The sequence below is a fragment of the Streptomyces sp. NBC_01476 genome (assembly GCF_036227265.1).
Taxonomy (GTDB): domain Bacteria; phylum Actinomycetota; class Actinomycetes; order Streptomycetales; family Streptomycetaceae; genus Actinacidiphila.
In genome coordinates this window covers 1,539,621-1,556,094 of record NZ_CP109446.1, presented here as the reverse complement: position 1 = coordinate 1,556,094, position 16,474 = coordinate 1,539,621, and the positions used below count along the sequence as shown (strand labels likewise).

The following is a 16,474-nucleotide window of genomic DNA, read 5'->3' as shown; positions in this document are numbered from 1 at the left end:
ACGGCCCGGGGCGCGCACCCGCGCACCCGCGAACCTGCGCACCCGCGCCCACCCGGGCCCACCTGCGCACGGCAGAACAAGACACCGACACACAAGGAGCCCATGCCATGTCCGATTCGAACCCCACCGTCGTACTCGTGCACGGCGCCTTCGCCGACGCCTCCGGCTTCGCCGGCGTGATCGGGGAGCTGACGGCGGCCGGCGTCAAGACGGTCGCACCGCCGAACCCGCTGCGCGGCCTTGCCTCCGACGCGGCCACGGTGCAGGCGGTGGCAAGCTCCGTCGACGGGCCCGTCGTCCTGGTGGGCCACTCCTACGGCGGCGCCGTCATCACCCAGGCGTCGGCCGGCCTGGACAACGTGGCCGCACTGGTCTTCCTCGCCGCCTTCAGCCCCGACTCCGGCGAGAGCTGCGCCTCGGTGCAGGCCCCGTTCCCGCCCTCCCTGCTCGCGAGCACCGCGCAGCCGACCCCGTACGACGCGCCCGGCGCCGCGGGCGGCCCCGACCTCTACATCGCCGCTGACCGCTTCCGGGAGACCTTCTGCGCCGACGTGCCCGCGGACCTCGCGCGGGTCATGTGCGCCACCCAGCGGCCACTGGCCGCTGCGGCACTGACCGAGAACGCGACCGCCGCCGGCTGGAAGACCATCCCCGCCTGGTACCAGTTGGCGCTCCACGACAACGCCATCGCGCCCGAGGCACAGCGCTTCATGGCCGAGCGGATGGGCGCGACCGTCGAGGAGATCGACGGCTCCCACACCGCGTTCGTCGCCCAGCCGGTGCGTGCCGCCCGCTTCATCCAGGCCGCGCTCGCCAAGCTGTAGCCCGCGGGACATGCCTCGCCGGGCCGCCGCCGGCGGCCCGGCACCCGCCCCCTTCATCCGGCCCGCGCCGGGCCGGTCCTGGCCCGGCGCGGGCCGGGCACGGCCGGGGGGGGGGACCGCACCCCGTCCCAGCCGCAGCCCCCGGGCCCCACTCCCTCGCGCTCAGCAGGAAGGAGATGGCGGCCATGACCGCGTTGGCACCGGCCGGCCACGCGCGGAACCGCGGATCGCCGGCCCAGAGGAGGATCGGCGATCCCTGGACAAGTGAACCCTTCATCGGCCGGGCGCCGCGGTCCACGCTGGTCGTACGGCGGGCGGGCCGGACCGGATCGCGTGAAGGGCACGCGGCGGCGGTCCCCGCCGGGCTGAGGAGCACAGGTCATGACGACGCAGAGCAGGATCGCACTCATCACGGGCGCCAACCGGGGACTGGGCAAGGCCGCCGCCCTGCGGCTGGCCGCGGACGGTACCGATCTGATCATCACCTACCGCTCGCACGCCGAGGAGGCAGAGGCGGTCGTGGCGGAAGCCACCGCGCTCGGCCGGACCGCGGTGGCGCTGCGGCTCGACGCGGGAGAGGTCGGCACGTTCGACGCTTTCGCCGGTGAGGTGGGCCGCGTGCTGAAGGAGAGCTGGGACCGGGACACCTTCGACCACCTGGTGAACAACGCGGGCGTCGGGATCGGCGCACCCTTCGCCGAGATGGCGGTCGAGGACTTCGACGCGCTGATGAACGTGCACTTCAGGGGGGTCTACTTCCTCACCCAGAAGCTGCTGCCGCTGATCGCGGACGGAGGCCGCATCATCAACCTGTCCACCGGCCTGACCCGTTTCGTCGGCGTCGGCTACTCGGCGTACGCGGCGATGAAGGGTGCCATCGAGGTCCTCACCCGCTACCAGGCCAAGGAGCTCGGCGCGCGCGGTATCAGGGTCAACACGGTGGCGCCCGGACCGATCGCGACCGACTTCGCGGGCGGTGTGATGCGCGACAACGAGCAGGTCCGCGCGGTGATGGCCGACCAGGCCGCACTCGGCCGGGTCGGTGAGCCGGACGACATCAGCGGGGTGATCTCGGTGATGCTCGCCGAGCAGACCGGCTGGATCACCGCCCAGCGCGTCGAAGCCTCCGGCGGCACGCTGCTCTAGGCCGGAAGCGCTCAGGCCAGAAACAGCCCGCCGGGAACCGGCGCGATCCGGGGGAGAGGGAGACTGGAGCCATGGACCGAGCACAACTGGCGGACTTCCTGCGGACCCGCAGGGAAGCCCTGCAACCCGAGGACGTGGGCCTGCCGCGGGGCGTGCGCCGGCGGACCCGCGGGCTGCGCCGGGAGGAGGTCGCCGTCCTGTGCGGCATGTCCACCGACTACTACAGCCGGCTGGAGCAGGCCCGCGGGCCGCAGCCCTCCGAGCCGATGCTGGCCGCGATCGCCCGCGGCCTGCACCTCTCGCTCGACGAGCGGGACCATCTGTTCCGGATGGCCGGCCACAACACCCCGGGCCGCGCCGACCGCGCCGACCACCTCGAACCGGGCATGATGCGGATCTTCGACCGGCTGCAGGACACACCGGCGCAGGTGATCAGCCCGATCGCCGAGACGCTCAACCAGACCCGGCTCGCCGTCGCGCTGCTCGGCAGCGAGACCGGCTTCACCGGTCTGGACCGCAGCATGGTCTACCGCTGGTTCACCGACCCCCGGGCCCGCCGGGTCTTCCCCGAGGAGGACCACCCGCAGCACAGCCGGCTCTTCGCCTCCGACCTGCGCGCCGCGTACTCACGGATGGGCGCCGACTCGCGGGCCGGCCAGGTCGTCGACGCGCTGCTGGAGCGGAGCAAGGAGTTCTCCGCCCTCTGGCGTGCCCACGAGATCAGCGTCCGCCGCCACGACGACGCCAAGCGGATCTCCCACCCGGACCTCGGCATTCTCGAACTGCACTGCCAGGTGCTCTTCGACGCCAACCGCAGCCAGGCCCTGCTGGTCTACACCGCCACCCCCGGCACCGAGAGCCACGAGAAGCTCCAGTTGCTGTCGGTGGTGGGGGACCGGCCCGCCCACATCTGACGGTTGGTACCTGACGTCTGACGGAGTGTCAGTCGCCCCGGGCGAGCAGGCCGGAGAGGAGGACTTCGAGGGTCTGGCGCATCGTGTCGGTGAAGTCCGGCCGCATGGCTGCCAGTTCCGGGTCCGCCTGGTAGGCGGCGAGCATCGCGGCGGACGGCTGGGTATGGGTCCATACGGTGCCGGTGACCATGAGGGTGACGCCGGCGAACCGCAGCGCGTCCGCCTCGCCGAGTTCCGGGACACGGTCGGCGATCATCCCGGCGAACCGCAGCGCACCGGCGACGGCTGCCCGCTTGTACTGGGCGGCGATCTCCGCCGAGACATTGCGTTCGAGCACCGCGGCCTGTGCGCCGACCAGGTCGCACAGGACCGGGCGGGCGGCCAGCGAGGAGGCGATGGCCGCGGCCACCGTGTCGCCGCGCTCGCGCGGCCCGCCGGCCGGGTCGACCGCGGCGGTGAGTTCCGCGTCGAGGCCGTCCAGCCACTCGCCGGCCGCGGCGTCCAGGAGTTCCAGCAGTACGGCCTCGCGGGATTCGAAGTACCGCAGCACATTGGACTTGGCCAGGCCCACCCGGCGGCTGAGCTCGTTGAGGCTCAGCTGGGCCACGGGCATCTCGGTCAGCATCGCGGCGGCGGTGTCGAGGATGGCCTGCCTGCGCTGGGCGCGCTGTTCCTCGCTGCGGGCGCGCTGAAAGGTCGTAGCCATGGGTACATCGTACAGACCCACGGTCTGTTGTTATCGGACCAGTGGTCTGCTAGCTTGGGGACAACAGACCGGCGGTCCTTTAGGGGCCGGACCCTGAGGAGTCCCCATGTACACCGTCCCTGACCAGACCGGGAAAACCGCCGTCGTCACCGGCGCCAACAGCGGGACCGGCAAGGAGGCCGTACGACGGCTGGCCGCCGCGGGCGCGCACGTGATCATGGCGGTGCGCACACCCGCCAAGGGCGACCAGGCCCGCGCGGAGATCCTCGGCAGCCACCCCGGGGCCGACCTGGAGGTGCGCCGGGTGGACCTGGCCGACCTCGGCTCGGTCCAGGAGTTCGCCGCGGGCGTCCTGGCCGGCGGCCCGCTCGACCTGCTCGTCAACAACGCCGGTGTGATGGCCCCGCCCACCCGGATGACCACCGCCGACGGCTTCGAGTTGCAGTTCGGCAGCAACTTCCTCGGCCCCTTCGCCCTCACCCTGCGGCTGCTGCCCGCGCTGCTCGCCGCCCCCGCGCCCCGCGTCGCCACCATGAGCAGCGGCAGCGCGCACTACGGCCGGATCCACTTCGACGACCTCCAGTGGCAGACACGGCGTTACGGCCCCAACCGCTCCTACGCCCAGTCCAAGCTCGCCGACCTGATCCTCACCGTCCAGCTCGCCGCCGTCGCCCGCGAGCGCGGCTGGAATCTGCTGAGCACCGCGGCCCATCCCGGCTACACCGTCACCAATCTGCAGACCGCGGGCGCCTCCCTCGGCCGGGACAAGCCGAAGCGCACCTTCCTCAACAGCATCGACATCCTCCCCAAGCAGGGCGTCGAGACCGGCACCGAACCCCTGCTGTACGCCGCCACCAGCCCCGACGCCGCGCCCGGTGCCTATTACGGCCCCAGCGACCGGATGGGCCTGGTGGGCCCGACGACGGTCGCCCGCATCCCCCGCCGGGCCCTCGACACCGCCACCAACACCCGGCTGTGGGCGGCGGCCGAGCGGCTGACAGGAGTCACGCTGCCCGCCGCCGCCCACGCCGCCTGACCGGGACCGGGGGCCGGGACACGGAGCCGACCGGGGCCAGGGCCGGCCGTGCCGGGGCCAGGGCCGGCCGTGCTGGGGCCGGCCGGGACCGTCGAGTCCGCGCCCGTGCCCCCGCCGCAGGTCAGCGGTCGCGGCGGTCGTCGAACGGTGCGTACGGGTTACGGCCCGGCCGGTGCTGCTGCCGCTGCCCGTACCGATCGAGCCGCCCGGCCAGGAAGACCGAGCCGTCCTTCTCGGGCGCGAACGGAATCCCCGAGGCCAGCGACCGCGGGACGACCACGGCGGCCTGCCCGAGCCGGTTGATGCCCAGCATCAGCAGAATCGTCGAGGAGGAGGCGGCCACATGGGCGCCCATGCTCGCGGCGATGGCCGTCATGACCAGCCGGGACGCCACCAGACCGCCCCACAGCCACAGGCCGCGCACCGGCATCTTGCCCCACAGCCCGCCGTCGCGGTGCCGCAGCTGGATGACCGACCCCTGGGCCGCGCCGATGCCGGCCGCGACCAGCGCGCCGGCCACGATGCAGACATAGTCGGCGGTCGCCGGATGGCGGCCGTCCTTGCCCAGGCTCGTCGCCCCGATCACCGTGACGATCGCGGGGAGCAGCACGAGGCGCTTTCCGCGCAGCGGTTCGCCCTTCAGCTGCCGTCCGATGACGAACACCACGATCGCGACCGCGGCCAGCACTTCCAGCACGTTCACAACACTCTCCTCCAGGCGGCGTCATGCGCTTCTCGCGCGTCTCTCGCTTTCTTCGCTTCGACGCTCGCAGGGCGGCGGGTGGGCGGACGTCAGCCCGCGGGTTGACCGGGGGTTGACCGACCGGTGGAGGAGGCCCGCCGGGGACGGCGGTCAGCCGTCGGCGCGGGTGGGGTGCGGGTCGGCGTACCCGTGGGTGTAGGCGTAGTGAACGGCCTGGGCGCGGTCGCGGCTGCCGGTCTTGGTGAAGATCCGGTTGATGTGCGTCTTGACGGTGGCGTCGCCGATGAAGAGCGCGCGGGCGATCTCCCGGTTGGAGAGCCCGCCGGCGATCAGCTTCAGCACCTCGGCCTCCCGCCCGGTCAACTCGTCGGCGGCCTCCGGCGGATCGGCGGACTCCGGCGCTCCCGCGCTCTCCCGCGCGCCCGCGGCGCCCGCGGTGGCCGCCGCCAGCAGCCGCCGCTGCACGGCCGGGTCCAGCACCGCCTGCCCGGCCGCCGCGGCCTTCACCGCCCGCTCGATGTCCGCCCGCGTCGCGTCCTTGGTCAGATAGCCGAGCGCGCCGGCCTGCAGCGCCTTGAGGATGGAGTCGTCGTCCGCGTAGGTGGTCAGCACCACCACCCGGGTGCCGGGGTGCTCCGCGACGATCCGGGTGGTCGCCTCGATGCCGTCGCAGCGCGGCATGTTCAGATCCATCAGGACCACGTCGGCCCCGGTCCCGGCGACCGCCGCCACCGCCGCGAAGCCGTCGGCCGCCTGTCCGACCACGGCCAGGTCCGGCAGGGTGTCGAGCAGCAGCGCCAGCCCCTCACGGACCGCGGACTGGTCGTCCGCGACGACAACACGGATCGGGCCTGCGGAGGTCTGCGGTTCGGGGCTCGTCACGTGGGAATTGTGACGCACACCTGCCAGGTGCCGTCCACCGCCCGGGCGGTCAGCGTCCCGCCGGCCAGCTCGGCCCGCTCCCGCAGGCCGATCAGGCCGTAACCGCTGCCGCCGGCCGACGCGGCCCGGGTGGCGCCGCCGGAGCCGGCCGGCGCATGAGTGACGGTCAGCGCGTTGGTGACGGTCAGTGCCACCTCGTCCGCCCGGTAGGCGAGCGTCACCGCCGGTACCGAACCCGGGGCGTGCTTGGCCGCGTTGGTCAGCGTTTCCTGGGCGGTCCGGAACACGGCAAGCGACGCGTCGGGCGGCAGCGTCCGCTCGGCGCCGGTGACATGCAGCGGGACCGTACCCACGCCGGAGTCGGCGCTGTGCGCGGTCACCAGCACGGACAGCAGCTCCGGCAGGGACGTCAGATCGCCGCGCAGGGCGTGCAGGGCACGGCGGGTCTCGGTCAGGCCCTCGCGGGCGAGCTGGCCGGCCCGGTTGACGCAGCCGACCGCCTTCACCAGGGACGGGTCGTCGGCCGGCAGGCTCGCCGCGCCCAGCAGCGCGTTCGCCGCCTCGATCTGTACGGTGAGGGCGCCCAGCGAGTGGGCCAGGATGTCGTGGATCTCCCGGGCGATCCGGGCCCGTTCGGCGAGTGCCGCGGCCCGTGCCTCCGCCTCGCGGGCCCGGGTGGTCTGCTCCAGCAGCCGTTCCGCCTGTTCGGCCCGCTGGGAATTGGCCTGGCGGACCAGGCCGGCCGCGAGCCCGCCGCAGATCAGCACGCTGTAGCCGAGCAGGGTGCCGGTCGAGCCGTCGGTGAGCAGACTGGTCACCGCCAGCGCGACGACACCGGCCACCGTGATGCCGACCGACACTTCGAGCCGCAGGGAACTGCCCGCGCCCAGCGCGGCGATCGCCGAGAACGCCACCGCCGAACTGCTGGGGGTGACCGCGGCCAGCATGCCGCCGGCCACCGCCGTCAGCAGCAGGCAGCCGGCCATCCAGCGCGGCCGTCCCTCGGTCAGCAGCCAGCCCGCCCAGCCCGCGGACGCCACCACGAGGCCGACGGTGACCACCAGGCCCTCGCCGTGCGCCCCCGGGTGCGGCGCGACCCCCGCGGTGCTCAGCGCGATGGCCACCAGACCCGCCGTGCGCACCGCCCTGATGCCCCACACATAGGCCGCCCGGTCCCGGATGGCGATCAACGAACCCGGCATGCCACGCCTCCTCCGGCTCGACCGGCCGGCGCGGTGCGCTCCCGCCGTCCGCGCCGACGGGCAGTCACACCCGCCCGGGCCGACCTTAGGCGCCCGCGGACCGCGGACGCGTCCACCCCCGGGTGGGCGCCGCGCGCTCCACCCCGGGTCAACCCGCGCCCCACCTCCGGGCCGACGCCTCTCCCACCTGCGGATTCGTAGCGTCTGCCGGGACAGCACGACCCACCCGAACTCCGAGGAGTGCGCCATGGACACCACCGTCTGGCTGATCAACCTGGCCGTGCTGGCCGCGGTACTGGAAGCCGACCTCGGCCGCCGCCGGATCAGCTGGTTCCGCCTGGCGCGGCCGGTGCTGGTCTCCGGTGTGATCATCCCGCTCTACCTCACGTCGGCCACCGCGCACGGCAACGGCCTGACCCTGGAGATCGCCGGGGCGGGCGTCGGGATCCTGGCGGGTCTGCTCGCCGCCTCGCTCATGCGGGTCGAGTACGACCCCGGGCGGCGCCGGGTGGTGTCCCGGGCCGGAATGCCCTACGTGGCCTTGTGGGTGGCGGTGGTCGGGGCCCGGCTCTGGTTCGCCTACGCCTCCGAGCACACTTTCAGGACCCAGCTCGGACGGTGGCTGGTGAGCAACGCGATCAGCGCCGACGTGCTCACCGACGCGCTGATCTTCTTCTCCATCGGCATGCTCGTCTCCCGTACCGGCGCCCTGCTCACCCGCGCCGGCCGGGTCCGCCACGCACACGCGGTGGCCACACCCGCGGGCCGGGCAGGGGCGCCGGCCGGCTGACCCCTCCGCTACAGGCCGGGGGTCAGCGGGCCGCCGGCCTGAGCGTGTCATCGGGTCAGCGGGCGGGCAGGACGCGGCCGGTCACCTCGCCGAGGCCGACGCGGGTGCCGGCCGGGCCGGGGGCGGTCGCGGTGATCGTCACCTCGTCGCCGTCCTCCAGGAAGCCGCGCCGGGTGCCGTCCGGCAGCTCCAGCGGCTGCTCGCCGTTCCAGGTCAGTTCGATCAGGGCGCCGCGCGAGCCGCGGTCGGGGCCGCTGACGGTGCCCGAGGCGAAGAGGTCGCCGGGGCGCAGACTCGCGCCGTTCACCGTCAGGTGGGCCAGCATCTGGGCGTAGGTCCAGTACATGGCGGCGAACGGCGGACGCGCGACACGGTGGCCGTTCAGCCGTACGTCGAAGGTGATGTCGAGGCCGTACGGGGGGCGGGCGGCGCGGTCGTCCAGGTACGGGAGCGGTGCGGTGTCCCGGGCCGGGGGAGCGGTGCGGGCGGCGGCGAGGGCGTCCAGCGGGACCACCCAGGGAGAGACCGAGGTGGCGAAGGACTTGCCGAGGAACGGGCCGAGCGGAACGTACTCCCAGGACTGGATGTCGCGGGCCGACCAGTCGTTGACCAGGCACACCCCGAAGACATGGTCGTCGGCGTCGGCCAGTGCCACCCGCGAGCCCTGCGGGGAGGGTGCGCCGACCACGAATCCCAGCTCGGCCTCGATGTCGAGCCGCCGGCTCGGACCGTAATCGGGCGCCGGATCGGCGGGGGCCTTGCGCTGCCCGCAGGGGCGGACCACCGGGGTGCCGGAGACCACGACGGTGCCCGCCCGGCCGTGGTAACCGATCGGCAGGTGCTTCCAGTTGGGCGGCAGCGGCGCCGCACCCGGGCGGAAGATCCGGCCGACGTTCGCCGCGTGGTGCTCCGAGGCGTAGAAGTCCACGTAGTCGGCGACCTCGAACGGCAGGTGCAGGGTCACGTCCGTGCGGGGCACCAGGCACGGCTCGACGGCGGCCCGGTGCTCGTCGGCGGTCAGCCAGGCGGTGAGGGCGGCCCGGGCCCGGGTCCAGGCGGGGCGGCCGGCGGCCAGCAGCGGGTTCAGCGAGCCCGCCGCGAGCAGCGCGGTCAGGCCGGCCGGCGCACCGGCCGCCCGGGCGGCGGCGCCCGCGTCCAGCACGTGCTCCCCGTACGCGACCCCGAGCCGGGGCCGGGCATCGGCGGCCGTGGTGAACACCCCGTACGGCAGGTTGTGCACCCCGAAGAGCGTGTCGGGCGGTACGGCGAGCGGGCTCACGGGGCGCAACGGACCTCCAGGGATCACGGAAACGCCCCGAGGCTACCGGTGGGGCACCGCCGTCCGGGTTTGGAGCTGCCCCGGATCGAAACGTAAGGTTCGGCCCTGAGGCCCGGGTGGACCCTGGCAAAGCGGGTGAAAGCAGAGAGAGCAGCGGCGGGATGACGGCGACGACGCAGGACCTTCACGACCTCGGCCCGGAGAAGGACCCCGCCGCCCCACCCTCCCCACCCAGCCCCACCCCGGCCACCCCGCTACCGCCCGGCCCCCCGCCGGCGCACCCGCGCAGCCGGGTACGGACGGGACTGACGCGCCGTTCGCCGACACCGAGGCGCCCGCGCGGGCGTCCGCCGGCGCGGAGGCCGGCCCCGGGCCGGCCACCGGCACCGGGGTGCCCGCGCAGCCGGACACGGACCGGACCGGGTCGCCGGTCGCGGACGCCGGGGCGTCCGCCGGCGCCGGCGCTGCCACGGCGCCCCAGCCGGACGGCGACCCCGTACCGCCCTCCGCAGGAGACGGCATCGACCCCCAACGGCTCGCGGTCTGCCTCGCCGTCCTCGCGGAGCTGGACGGCATCCCCGTCGACCACCCGGACGCCATCGCGGTACGGCGGGCCACCGCCGGGATCTACCGGACCGTGAAGCAGCGCCGCAGGCAGGAGCGGCGGGCCGAGAAGACCGCCAACGACAAGGCCGTCACCGAGGCCACCGCCACCGGGGCCGCCGACCGCATCGACGACGAGACCCTCGGCATCCAGCTGACCGCCTCCGTCAGCACCGAGATCGCCGGCATCCTCCAGCGCCCGCGCTCCTGCTACGTCTGCAAGACCCGTTACGTCGAGGTCGACGCCTTCTACCACCAGCTCTGCCCGTCCTGCGCGGCCGAGAACCGGGCCCGCCGCGACGCCCGCACCGATCTGACCGGACGGCGCGCCCTGCTCACCGGCGGCCGGGCCAAGATCGGCATGTACATCGCGCTGCGGCTGCTGCGTGACGGCGCCCACACCACCATCACCACCCGCTTCCCCAACGACGCGATCCGCCGCTTCAAGGCGATGCCGGACAGCGACCAGTGGATCCACCGGCTCAAGATCGTCGGCATCGACCTGCGCGACCCCGCCCAGGTGGTCGCGCTCGCCGACTCGGTCGCCGCGGCCGGCCCGCTGGACATCCTGATCAACAACGCGGCCCAGACGGTACGCCGTTCCCCGCGCGCCTACAGCGAACTGGTCGCCGCCGAGTCCGCCCCGCTGCCCGCGGGCGAACTGCCCGCCGCCGAGGTGTTCGGCGCCTTCGGTTCCGGCGCCCAGACCGCCGCCGCGCTCCCCTCGCCGCACGGACAGGCGCTCACCGCGCAGGACGTCACCGAGCTCGCCCTGGTCAGCGGCTCGGCGTCGCTCGCCCGGATCGAGGCGGGCACCGCGATCGACGCGGGCGGCCTGGTCCCGGACCTGGACCCCTCCAACACCTGGGTGCAGACCGTCGAGGAGGTCGACCCGGTGGAGCTGCTGGAGGTGCAGCTCTGCAACGTGACCGCGCCCTTCGTCCTGATCAGCCGGCTGCGGCCGTCGATGGCAGCGGCGGCGGCCCGCCGCAAGTACGTGGTCAACGTCTCGGCGATGGAAGGGCAGTTCAGCCGTGGCTACAAGGGCCCCGGCCACCCGCACACCAACATGGCCAAGGCCGCGCTCAACATGCTCACCCGCACCAGCGCCCAGGAGATGCTGGAGACCGACGGCATCCTGATGACCGCGGTGGACACCGGCTGGATCACCGACGAGCGCCCGCACCCCGACAAGGTCCGGCTCGCCGCCGAGGGCTTCCACGCCCCGCTTGACCTGGTGGACGGGGCCGCCCGCGTCTACGACCCGGTGGTCCGCGGCGAACAGGGCGAGGACCTCTTCGGCTGCTTCCTCAAGGACTACCGCCCTTCCGCCTGGTGACCCGGAGCCGGAAAATCCGGTGGCAACCCTGCGGCCCCTGACGGGAGTATGAACGGGTGAGCGACGACGCCCGAGGAACGGTGCATCCGGCCGGGCCGCCCGTCACGGGGGTGCGGGCGGCCCGGAATTCCGCCCGCCCGGCCGCCGTTCCCGCACCGGCCGACCATGGCGCGCACCGGCTGGTCATAGGCCCTACGGTGGCCGGGTGGCCCCCTTTGTGATCCAGCGCGACACCGCGCTGCCGCCGGCCGAGGCGTGGCGCCGCCTCACCACCTGGGAACGGCACACCGCGAGCGTGCCGTTCACCCGGATCGCCGTGACCACGCCGCCGCCGTCCGGCATCGGCACCGTCTTCACCGCGCACACCGGCGTCGGGCGGCTCGGCTTCGACGACCCGATGCGTGTCACCGAGTGGTCGCCGCCCGGCGGATCCGCCGGGGGCGGGCACTGCCGGCTGGAGAAGACCGGCCGGTTCGTCACCGGCTGGGCCGAGATCGACGTCGTACCGCGGGGCCCTGGCTCCCGGGTGCGCTGGCGCGAGGAGCTGCGGGTGTGGCACCTGCCGCACGCGCTGGACCGGCTGACCGCCGTCACCGGCCGCCTGGTCTTCGGCCGGGCCCTGGACACCCTCCTCGCGGGGTGACCTTCCGCCGCCCCGGCCGATGAGTTCCGGGCACCGGGCCGGTCTGCCCGGGTGACAGCACCGACCGAGGAACCCGAGCGGAAGCAGAGGCACCGTCATGACGACCAAGATCTTCGTCAACCTCCCGGTGAAGGACCTGGAGGTCTCCACGTCCTTCTTCACCGCGCTGGGCTACCACTTCGACCCCGACTACACCGACGACAAGGCCGGCTGCCTCGTCCTCGGCGACGACATCTTCGTCATGCTGCTGGTGGAGCCGTACTTCACCCACTTCACCGGCCGGCCGGTCATGGACACCGCCGCAGGCAACGAGGCGATCGTCGCGCTCGGCCTGGACACCAGGGCGGACGTCGACCGGGTCGCCGACGCGGCACTCGGGGCCGGCGGGAAGCAGGCGCACCGGACCGAGGAGCAGAGCCCGATGTACACCCGCAGCTTCTACGACCCGGACGGCCACCACTGGGAGATCTTCGCGCTGGAGACCATGCCCGCGTAGGCACCCCGGCCGCAGCCGTACGGCCGGCGCGGAGACGCCGGCCGTACGAGGACAGGACCCGCGCGGCGATCCCGGCGGCATCCCGTCCTTGCGTGCCCGGTCCGCTCCCGGCGTGCCCGATTCCCTCCGGTTCGGCCCCGGCCGCCGCTGGGACCGGCCGGCGGGCCCGCGTCAGGCCAGCGCGGCGCTCAGCTCCGTCAGGTCCGGGGGATTGGCGCCCGGGCGCGAGACGGTGACGGAGGCGGCGGTGGCCGCCCGGCGGAGGACGGCGGCCAGGGTGGGTTCGGGCAGGGCGGCCAGCCGGGCGCGGGAGGGGCCGCCGAGGAGGCCGAGGTCCGCGAGGGCGTCCAGCGTCGCCGACATGAAGGAGTCGCCCGCGCCCACCGTGTCGGCGACCTTCGCGGGGACCGGCGCACCGCGCACCTCGCCCGCCGCGGAGTAGGCCACCGCACCTTCCCCACCGAAGGTCACCACGACCGTGCCGGGGCCGGCCGCCAGCCACCGTTCCGCGACCTGCGGGGGCGCCTCGCCCGGGTAGAGCCACGCCAGGTCCTCGTCGCTGGCCTTCACCAGATCGCTGAGCGCGACGCACGCCTCGACCCGCGGCACCGCCTCCGCGCGTGGACCCATCAGGGCCGGCCGCACATTGGGGTCGTAGCTGACCGTCGCCCCGTGCCGCAGCGCCGCCACCACGTCCCGGACCGCCGCCGCCCCCGGCTCGGTGACCGCGCCGATCGACCCGAGGTGCACATGCCGCACCCCGCCCGGCGGTGTGCCGACCGGCCGCAGTGTCCACCGCACGTCGAAGTCGTAGCTGGCCTGCCCCCGGCCGTCCAGCGTCACCACGGCGGTCGGCGTGGCGACACCCGGCCCCCCGAGGTCACCCAGCACCTCCACGCCCGCCGCCCGCAGATGTGCCCCGATCAGCTCGCCCGCCGGGTCGTCACCCAGTTGCGTCAGCAGCGCGGTGCGGCGCCCCAGCCGGGCCAGGCCGTACGCCACGTTGGCCGGGCTGCCGCCGGGATGCGGCACATCCGGCCGCCCGGCCACCCGCACGATGTCCGCCACGCACTCGCCGACCACCAGGAAGTCACTCATGAGAGCCCATGCTGCCGTACGACGGCGGCCGGTCGCGGAGCCCTACCCGAAGGCCCCGCGCCGTCGCGCCCGCTCGCCCCCGGCCTACGCCCGTTCCGCGCCCGCCGCGCCGAGCCCCAGCGCGATGGCCTCCTCCTGATAAGCGGTGTAGGCGGCCCGCAACTCGCCGGCCGGCCAGTGCGGCGGCAGCAGCGCGGCGGGCAGCACCGGGTCGGTGAGCAGGTGCCGCACGATGGCCGCAGCCGCGGCGAACCGCTCCGCGGGCCCCGTCGTCCGGGTGAAGCGCCCCAGCAGTTCCTCGGCCGCCCCGGCCCAGGCCGCAGGCGCCCACAGCCGCGCCGCCAGTTCCCGCGGGTCCTGCCCGGGCCGGGCGGTGAACCGCTGGAGCACCGGCGCGAGGCTCTCCGGCCAGGTCCGCCGCAGATTGGCCGGGCGCAGCCACACCCCTTCGCGCAGCTCGGCGAGGCGGAGCCGGGAGAGCTCGGCGCGCAGCCCGGCGCGCTCGGCGGGACCGCGCCCGCCGGCGGGGACGACCGCCATCTCCCAGTCGCCGTCCCACGGCCTGGTCCTCGGGTGGACCGCCTCGTCCTGGCGCCGCTGGCGGTCCAGCAGCCGGTCGGAGAGCCGGTACGTGCCGGCGGAGCGGTGGAGGTCGCCGGCCGCCGTCATCCGGGTCAGTGCCACCCGCAGCGTCGCCTCCGAGACCCCGAAGGGCGCCACCGCGCGCACCAGGTCCCGCACCGGCATCTCCGGCCGGTGCGCGCCCAGCAGCAGGCTCAGCACCACCGACCGCGCGGACAGCGGCCGCGGCGCCTGGGCGTCCTCGCTGTTCATGGGCCCTATTGTGCCCGCCCGGCCGCCGCCGGGTCCGGCCCTGGGCATTACATCCCTTGTACGGTTGTGGAAACGACGTAATATCGAGGCCATGGAGACTCTCGCCCCGTACGCCACGCACGACGTCACCAACCAACCCCCGCCGCTGGCCCCGTACGACGCCTCGCAGGACGCCGCCCTGATCGAGGGCCTGCACCGGGAGGGCGCCGGCTGGGCCGAGCAGGACGTCCGCCGGGTGGGCCGGCTGGCCGGCGGCACCGAGGCGCAGGAGTGGGCCGAGCAGGCCAACCGGCACGAGCCGGAGCTGCGTACCCACGACCGCTTCGGCCACCGGATCGACGAGGTCGAGTTCCACGACAGCTGGCACCGCCTGATGCGGGTCGCGGTGGCCGAGGGCTTCGCCGCCTCCGCGTGGGCGGACAGCCGGCCCGGCGCGCACGTCGCCCGGTACGCGGGCGCGCTCGCCTGGGGCCACACCGACGCCGGGCACGCCTGCCCGATGGCGATGACGTACGCGATCGTGCCCGCGCTGCGCCACCAGCCGGACCTCGCCGCGGTCTACGAACCGCTGCTGGTCAGCCGGGTGTACGACCCGGGGCTGCGGGCACCGGCCGGCAAGCGCGGCCTGCTGGCCGGGATGGGGATGACCGAGAAGCAGGGCGGCTCCGACGTCCGTACCAACACCACCACGGCCACCCCCACCGCCGAGTCCGGCGTCTACACGCTGCGCGGCCACAAGTGGTTCACCTCGGCGCCGATGTGCGACGTCTTCCTGGTGCTCGCCCAGGCGCCCGGCGGCCTCTCCTGCTTCCTGGTGCCGCGGGTCCTGCCGGACGGCACCCGCAACGCCTTCCGTATCCAGCGGCTCAAGGACAAGCTCGGCAACCGCTCCAACGCCTCCTCCGAGCCCGAGTTCGACGGGACCGTGGCCTGGCTGGTCGGCGCCGAGGGCCGCGGGGTGAAGACGATCATCGAGATGGTCAACTTCACCCGGCTCGACTGTGTCCTCGGCTCGGCCGGGCTGATGCGCAAGGCACTGGTGGAGGCCGGGCACCATGCCGCCCACCGCACCGCCTTCGGTGCCCGGCTGCTCGACCAGCCGCTGATGCGCAATGTGCTGGCCGACCTGGCCCTGGAGTCCGAGGCGGCCACCGCCCTCACCCTGCGGCTGGCCGGGGCCGCCGACCGGGCGGTGCGGGGCGACGCCGCCGAGCACGCCTTCCGGCGGGTGGCGACCGCGGTCGGCAAGTACTGGGTGACCAAGCGCGGCCCGGCCTTCACCGCCGAGGCGCTGGAGTGCCTCGGCGGCAACGGCTATGTCGAGGAGTCGGTGATGCCCCGCCTCTACCGCGAGGCGCCGCTGCTGTCCATCTGGGAGGGCTCGGGCAATGTCAACGCGCTCGATGTGCTGCGCGCGCTGGGCCGCGAACCCGCCTCCGTCGAGGCGCTGCTCGCCGAACTCTCCCTCGCCCAGGGCGCCGACGCCCGCCTCGACGCCGCCGTGGCCCGGCTGCGTACCGAACTCTCCGACCTCACCGCGGTCGAGATGCGCTCGCGCCGGCTGGTCGAGCTGATGGCCCTCACCCTCCAGGGCTCCCTGCTGGTCCGCCATGCCCCGGCCGCGGTGGCCGATGCCTTCTGCGCCACCCGCCTCGGCGGCGACTGGGGCAACGCCTTCGGCACCCTCCCGGCCACCGCCGACCTCGACGCCATCGTGACCCGCGCCCTCCCGGCCACCGCGTGACGCGTCCCCCGCGCCGACGGGAAGGGCCCGGGGTCGCACCGCCCCCGGGCCCTTCACGATCAGCTTCCGCCGCCTCCTAGGACGGCATGCACCGGTCCTGACGCATGATCAACGTCGGGCCGAGGGCCTGGGGCCCCTCGTTCAGGACGATGATCACTGCCGGCGGGGGCGGGGGTGGTGGCAGCTGTATGAACACGAGGGCATGTCCTTGCATACGGACAGGCGGAATTAACTT

Annotated in this window: 16 protein-coding genes; 9 read left to right on the top strand and 7 right to left on the bottom strand. The window is 74.4% G+C overall.

Annotated features, from left to right (window positions below):
• The first annotated feature begins 107 nt into the window (after positions 1-107).
• The 3 genes from OG552_RS06815 (at position 108) to OG552_RS06805 (ending at position 2,884) form a co-directional block, all read left to right on the top strand.
• Positions 108-824, top strand: a complete 717-nt coding sequence (locus OG552_RS06815; protein WP_329130291.1) for an alpha/beta fold hydrolase — start codon at positions 108-110, stop codon at positions 822-824.
• A 381-nt stretch (positions 825-1,205) separates the two neighbouring features.
• Entirely contained in the window at positions 1,206-1,970 is a 765-nt protein-coding gene (locus OG552_RS06810; RefSeq protein ID WP_329130290.1) for an SDR family NAD(P)-dependent oxidoreductase, read from the top strand.
• Between the two features lie 71 nt (positions 1,971-2,041).
• Entirely contained in the window at positions 2,042-2,884 is an 843-nt protein-coding gene (locus OG552_RS06805) for a helix-turn-helix transcriptional regulator (protein WP_329130289.1), read from the top strand.
• 28 nt (positions 2,885-2,912) lie between these two features.
• On the opposite strand, the gene OG552_RS06800 is transcribed toward OG552_RS06805, so the two are convergent.
• On the bottom strand, positions 2,913-3,590 hold the full coding sequence (locus tag OG552_RS06800; protein WP_329130288.1) for a TetR/AcrR family transcriptional regulator: 678 nt from the start codon (positions 3,588-3,590) through the stop codon (positions 2,913-2,915).
• Positions 3,591-3,696: 106 nt separating this feature from the next.
• Here OG552_RS06800 and OG552_RS06795 point away from each other — a divergent pair, with 106 nt between their 5' ends.
• Entirely contained in the window at positions 3,697-4,626 is a 930-nt protein-coding gene (locus OG552_RS06795) for an SDR family oxidoreductase (RefSeq protein WP_329130287.1), read from the top strand.
• A gap of 121 nt (positions 4,627-4,747) precedes the next feature.
• On the opposite strand, the gene OG552_RS06790 is transcribed toward OG552_RS06795, so the two are convergent.
• The 3 genes from OG552_RS06790 to OG552_RS06780 form a co-directional block, all read right to left on the bottom strand.
• A complete protein-coding gene (locus OG552_RS06790) occupies positions 4,748-5,329 on the bottom strand; it encodes a hypothetical protein (RefSeq protein WP_329130286.1) in 582 nt (193 codons plus the stop codon).
• 150 nt (positions 5,330-5,479) lie between these two features.
• Complete coding sequence (locus tag OG552_RS06785) at positions 5,480-6,211, bottom strand: response regulator transcription factor (RefSeq protein ID WP_329130285.1); 732 nt, start codon at positions 6,209-6,211, stop codon at positions 5,480-5,482.
• Positions 6,208-7,413, bottom strand: coding sequence for a sensor histidine kinase (locus OG552_RS06780; protein WP_329130284.1), 1,206 nt, complete (start codon positions 7,411-7,413; stop codon positions 6,208-6,210). The genes OG552_RS06785 and OG552_RS06780 overlap by 4 nt, the downstream gene beginning before the upstream one ends.
• A 247-nt stretch (positions 7,414-7,660) precedes the next feature.
• Between OG552_RS06780 and OG552_RS06775 the strand changes: the two genes are divergently transcribed.
• Positions 7,661-8,203, top strand: a complete 543-nt coding sequence (locus OG552_RS06775; protein WP_329130283.1) for a hypothetical protein — start codon at positions 7,661-7,663, stop codon at positions 8,201-8,203.
• Between the two features lie 55 nt (positions 8,204-8,258).
• Here the strand turns inward: OG552_RS06775 and fahA are convergent, their stop codons facing one another.
• The gene (gene fahA / locus OG552_RS06770; protein WP_329130282.1) at positions 8,259-9,491 is read right to left on the bottom strand and encodes a fumarylacetoacetase; all 1,233 of its coding nucleotides are present in this window, start codon (positions 9,489-9,491) and stop codon (positions 8,259-8,261) included.
• 511 nt (positions 9,492-10,002) lie between these two features.
• On the opposite strand from fahA, the gene OG552_RS06765 reads away from it, so the two are divergent.
• The 3 genes from OG552_RS06765 to OG552_RS06755 all read left to right on the top strand — a co-directional run bounded on the left by OG552_RS06765 (position 10,003) and on the right by OG552_RS06755 (position 12,563).
• Positions 10,003-11,424 carry an SDR family NAD(P)-dependent oxidoreductase gene (locus OG552_RS06765; RefSeq protein WP_329140598.1) on the top strand — a complete coding sequence of 474 codons (1,422 nt, stop codon included), beginning with the start codon at positions 10,003-10,005 and terminating at the stop codon, positions 11,422-11,424.
• 205 nt (positions 11,425-11,629) lie between these two features.
• Positions 11,630-12,067 carry an SRPBCC family protein gene (locus OG552_RS06760; protein WP_329130281.1) on the top strand — a complete coding sequence of 146 codons (438 nt, stop codon included), beginning with the start codon at positions 11,630-11,632 and terminating at the stop codon, positions 12,065-12,067.
• A 97-nt stretch (positions 12,068-12,164) separates the two neighbouring features.
• Complete coding sequence (locus tag OG552_RS06755; RefSeq protein WP_329130280.1) at positions 12,165-12,563, top strand: VOC family protein; 399 nt, start codon at positions 12,165-12,167, stop codon at positions 12,561-12,563.
• A 171-nt stretch (positions 12,564-12,734) separates the two neighbouring features.
• On the opposite strand, the gene OG552_RS06750 is transcribed toward OG552_RS06755, so the two are convergent.
• Positions 12,735-13,661: a carbohydrate kinase family protein gene (locus OG552_RS06750; protein ID WP_329130279.1), complete on the bottom strand. Its 927-nt coding sequence runs from the start codon at positions 13,659-13,661 to the stop codon at positions 12,735-12,737.
• A gap of 84 nt (positions 13,662-13,745) precedes the next feature.
• The gene (locus tag OG552_RS06745; protein ID WP_329130278.1) at positions 13,746-14,495 is read right to left on the bottom strand and encodes a PaaX family transcriptional regulator C-terminal domain-containing protein; all 750 of its coding nucleotides are present in this window, start codon (positions 14,493-14,495) and stop codon (positions 13,746-13,748) included.
• A 91-nt stretch (positions 14,496-14,586) separates the two neighbouring features.
• Here OG552_RS06745 and OG552_RS06740 point away from each other — a divergent pair, with 91 nt between their 5' ends.
• Positions 14,587-16,239 carry an acyl-CoA dehydrogenase family protein gene (locus tag OG552_RS06740; RefSeq protein WP_329130277.1) on the top strand — a complete coding sequence of 551 codons (1,653 nt, stop codon included), beginning with the start codon at positions 14,587-14,589 and terminating at the stop codon, positions 16,237-16,239.
• Positions 16,240-16,474: the final 235 nt, after the last annotated feature.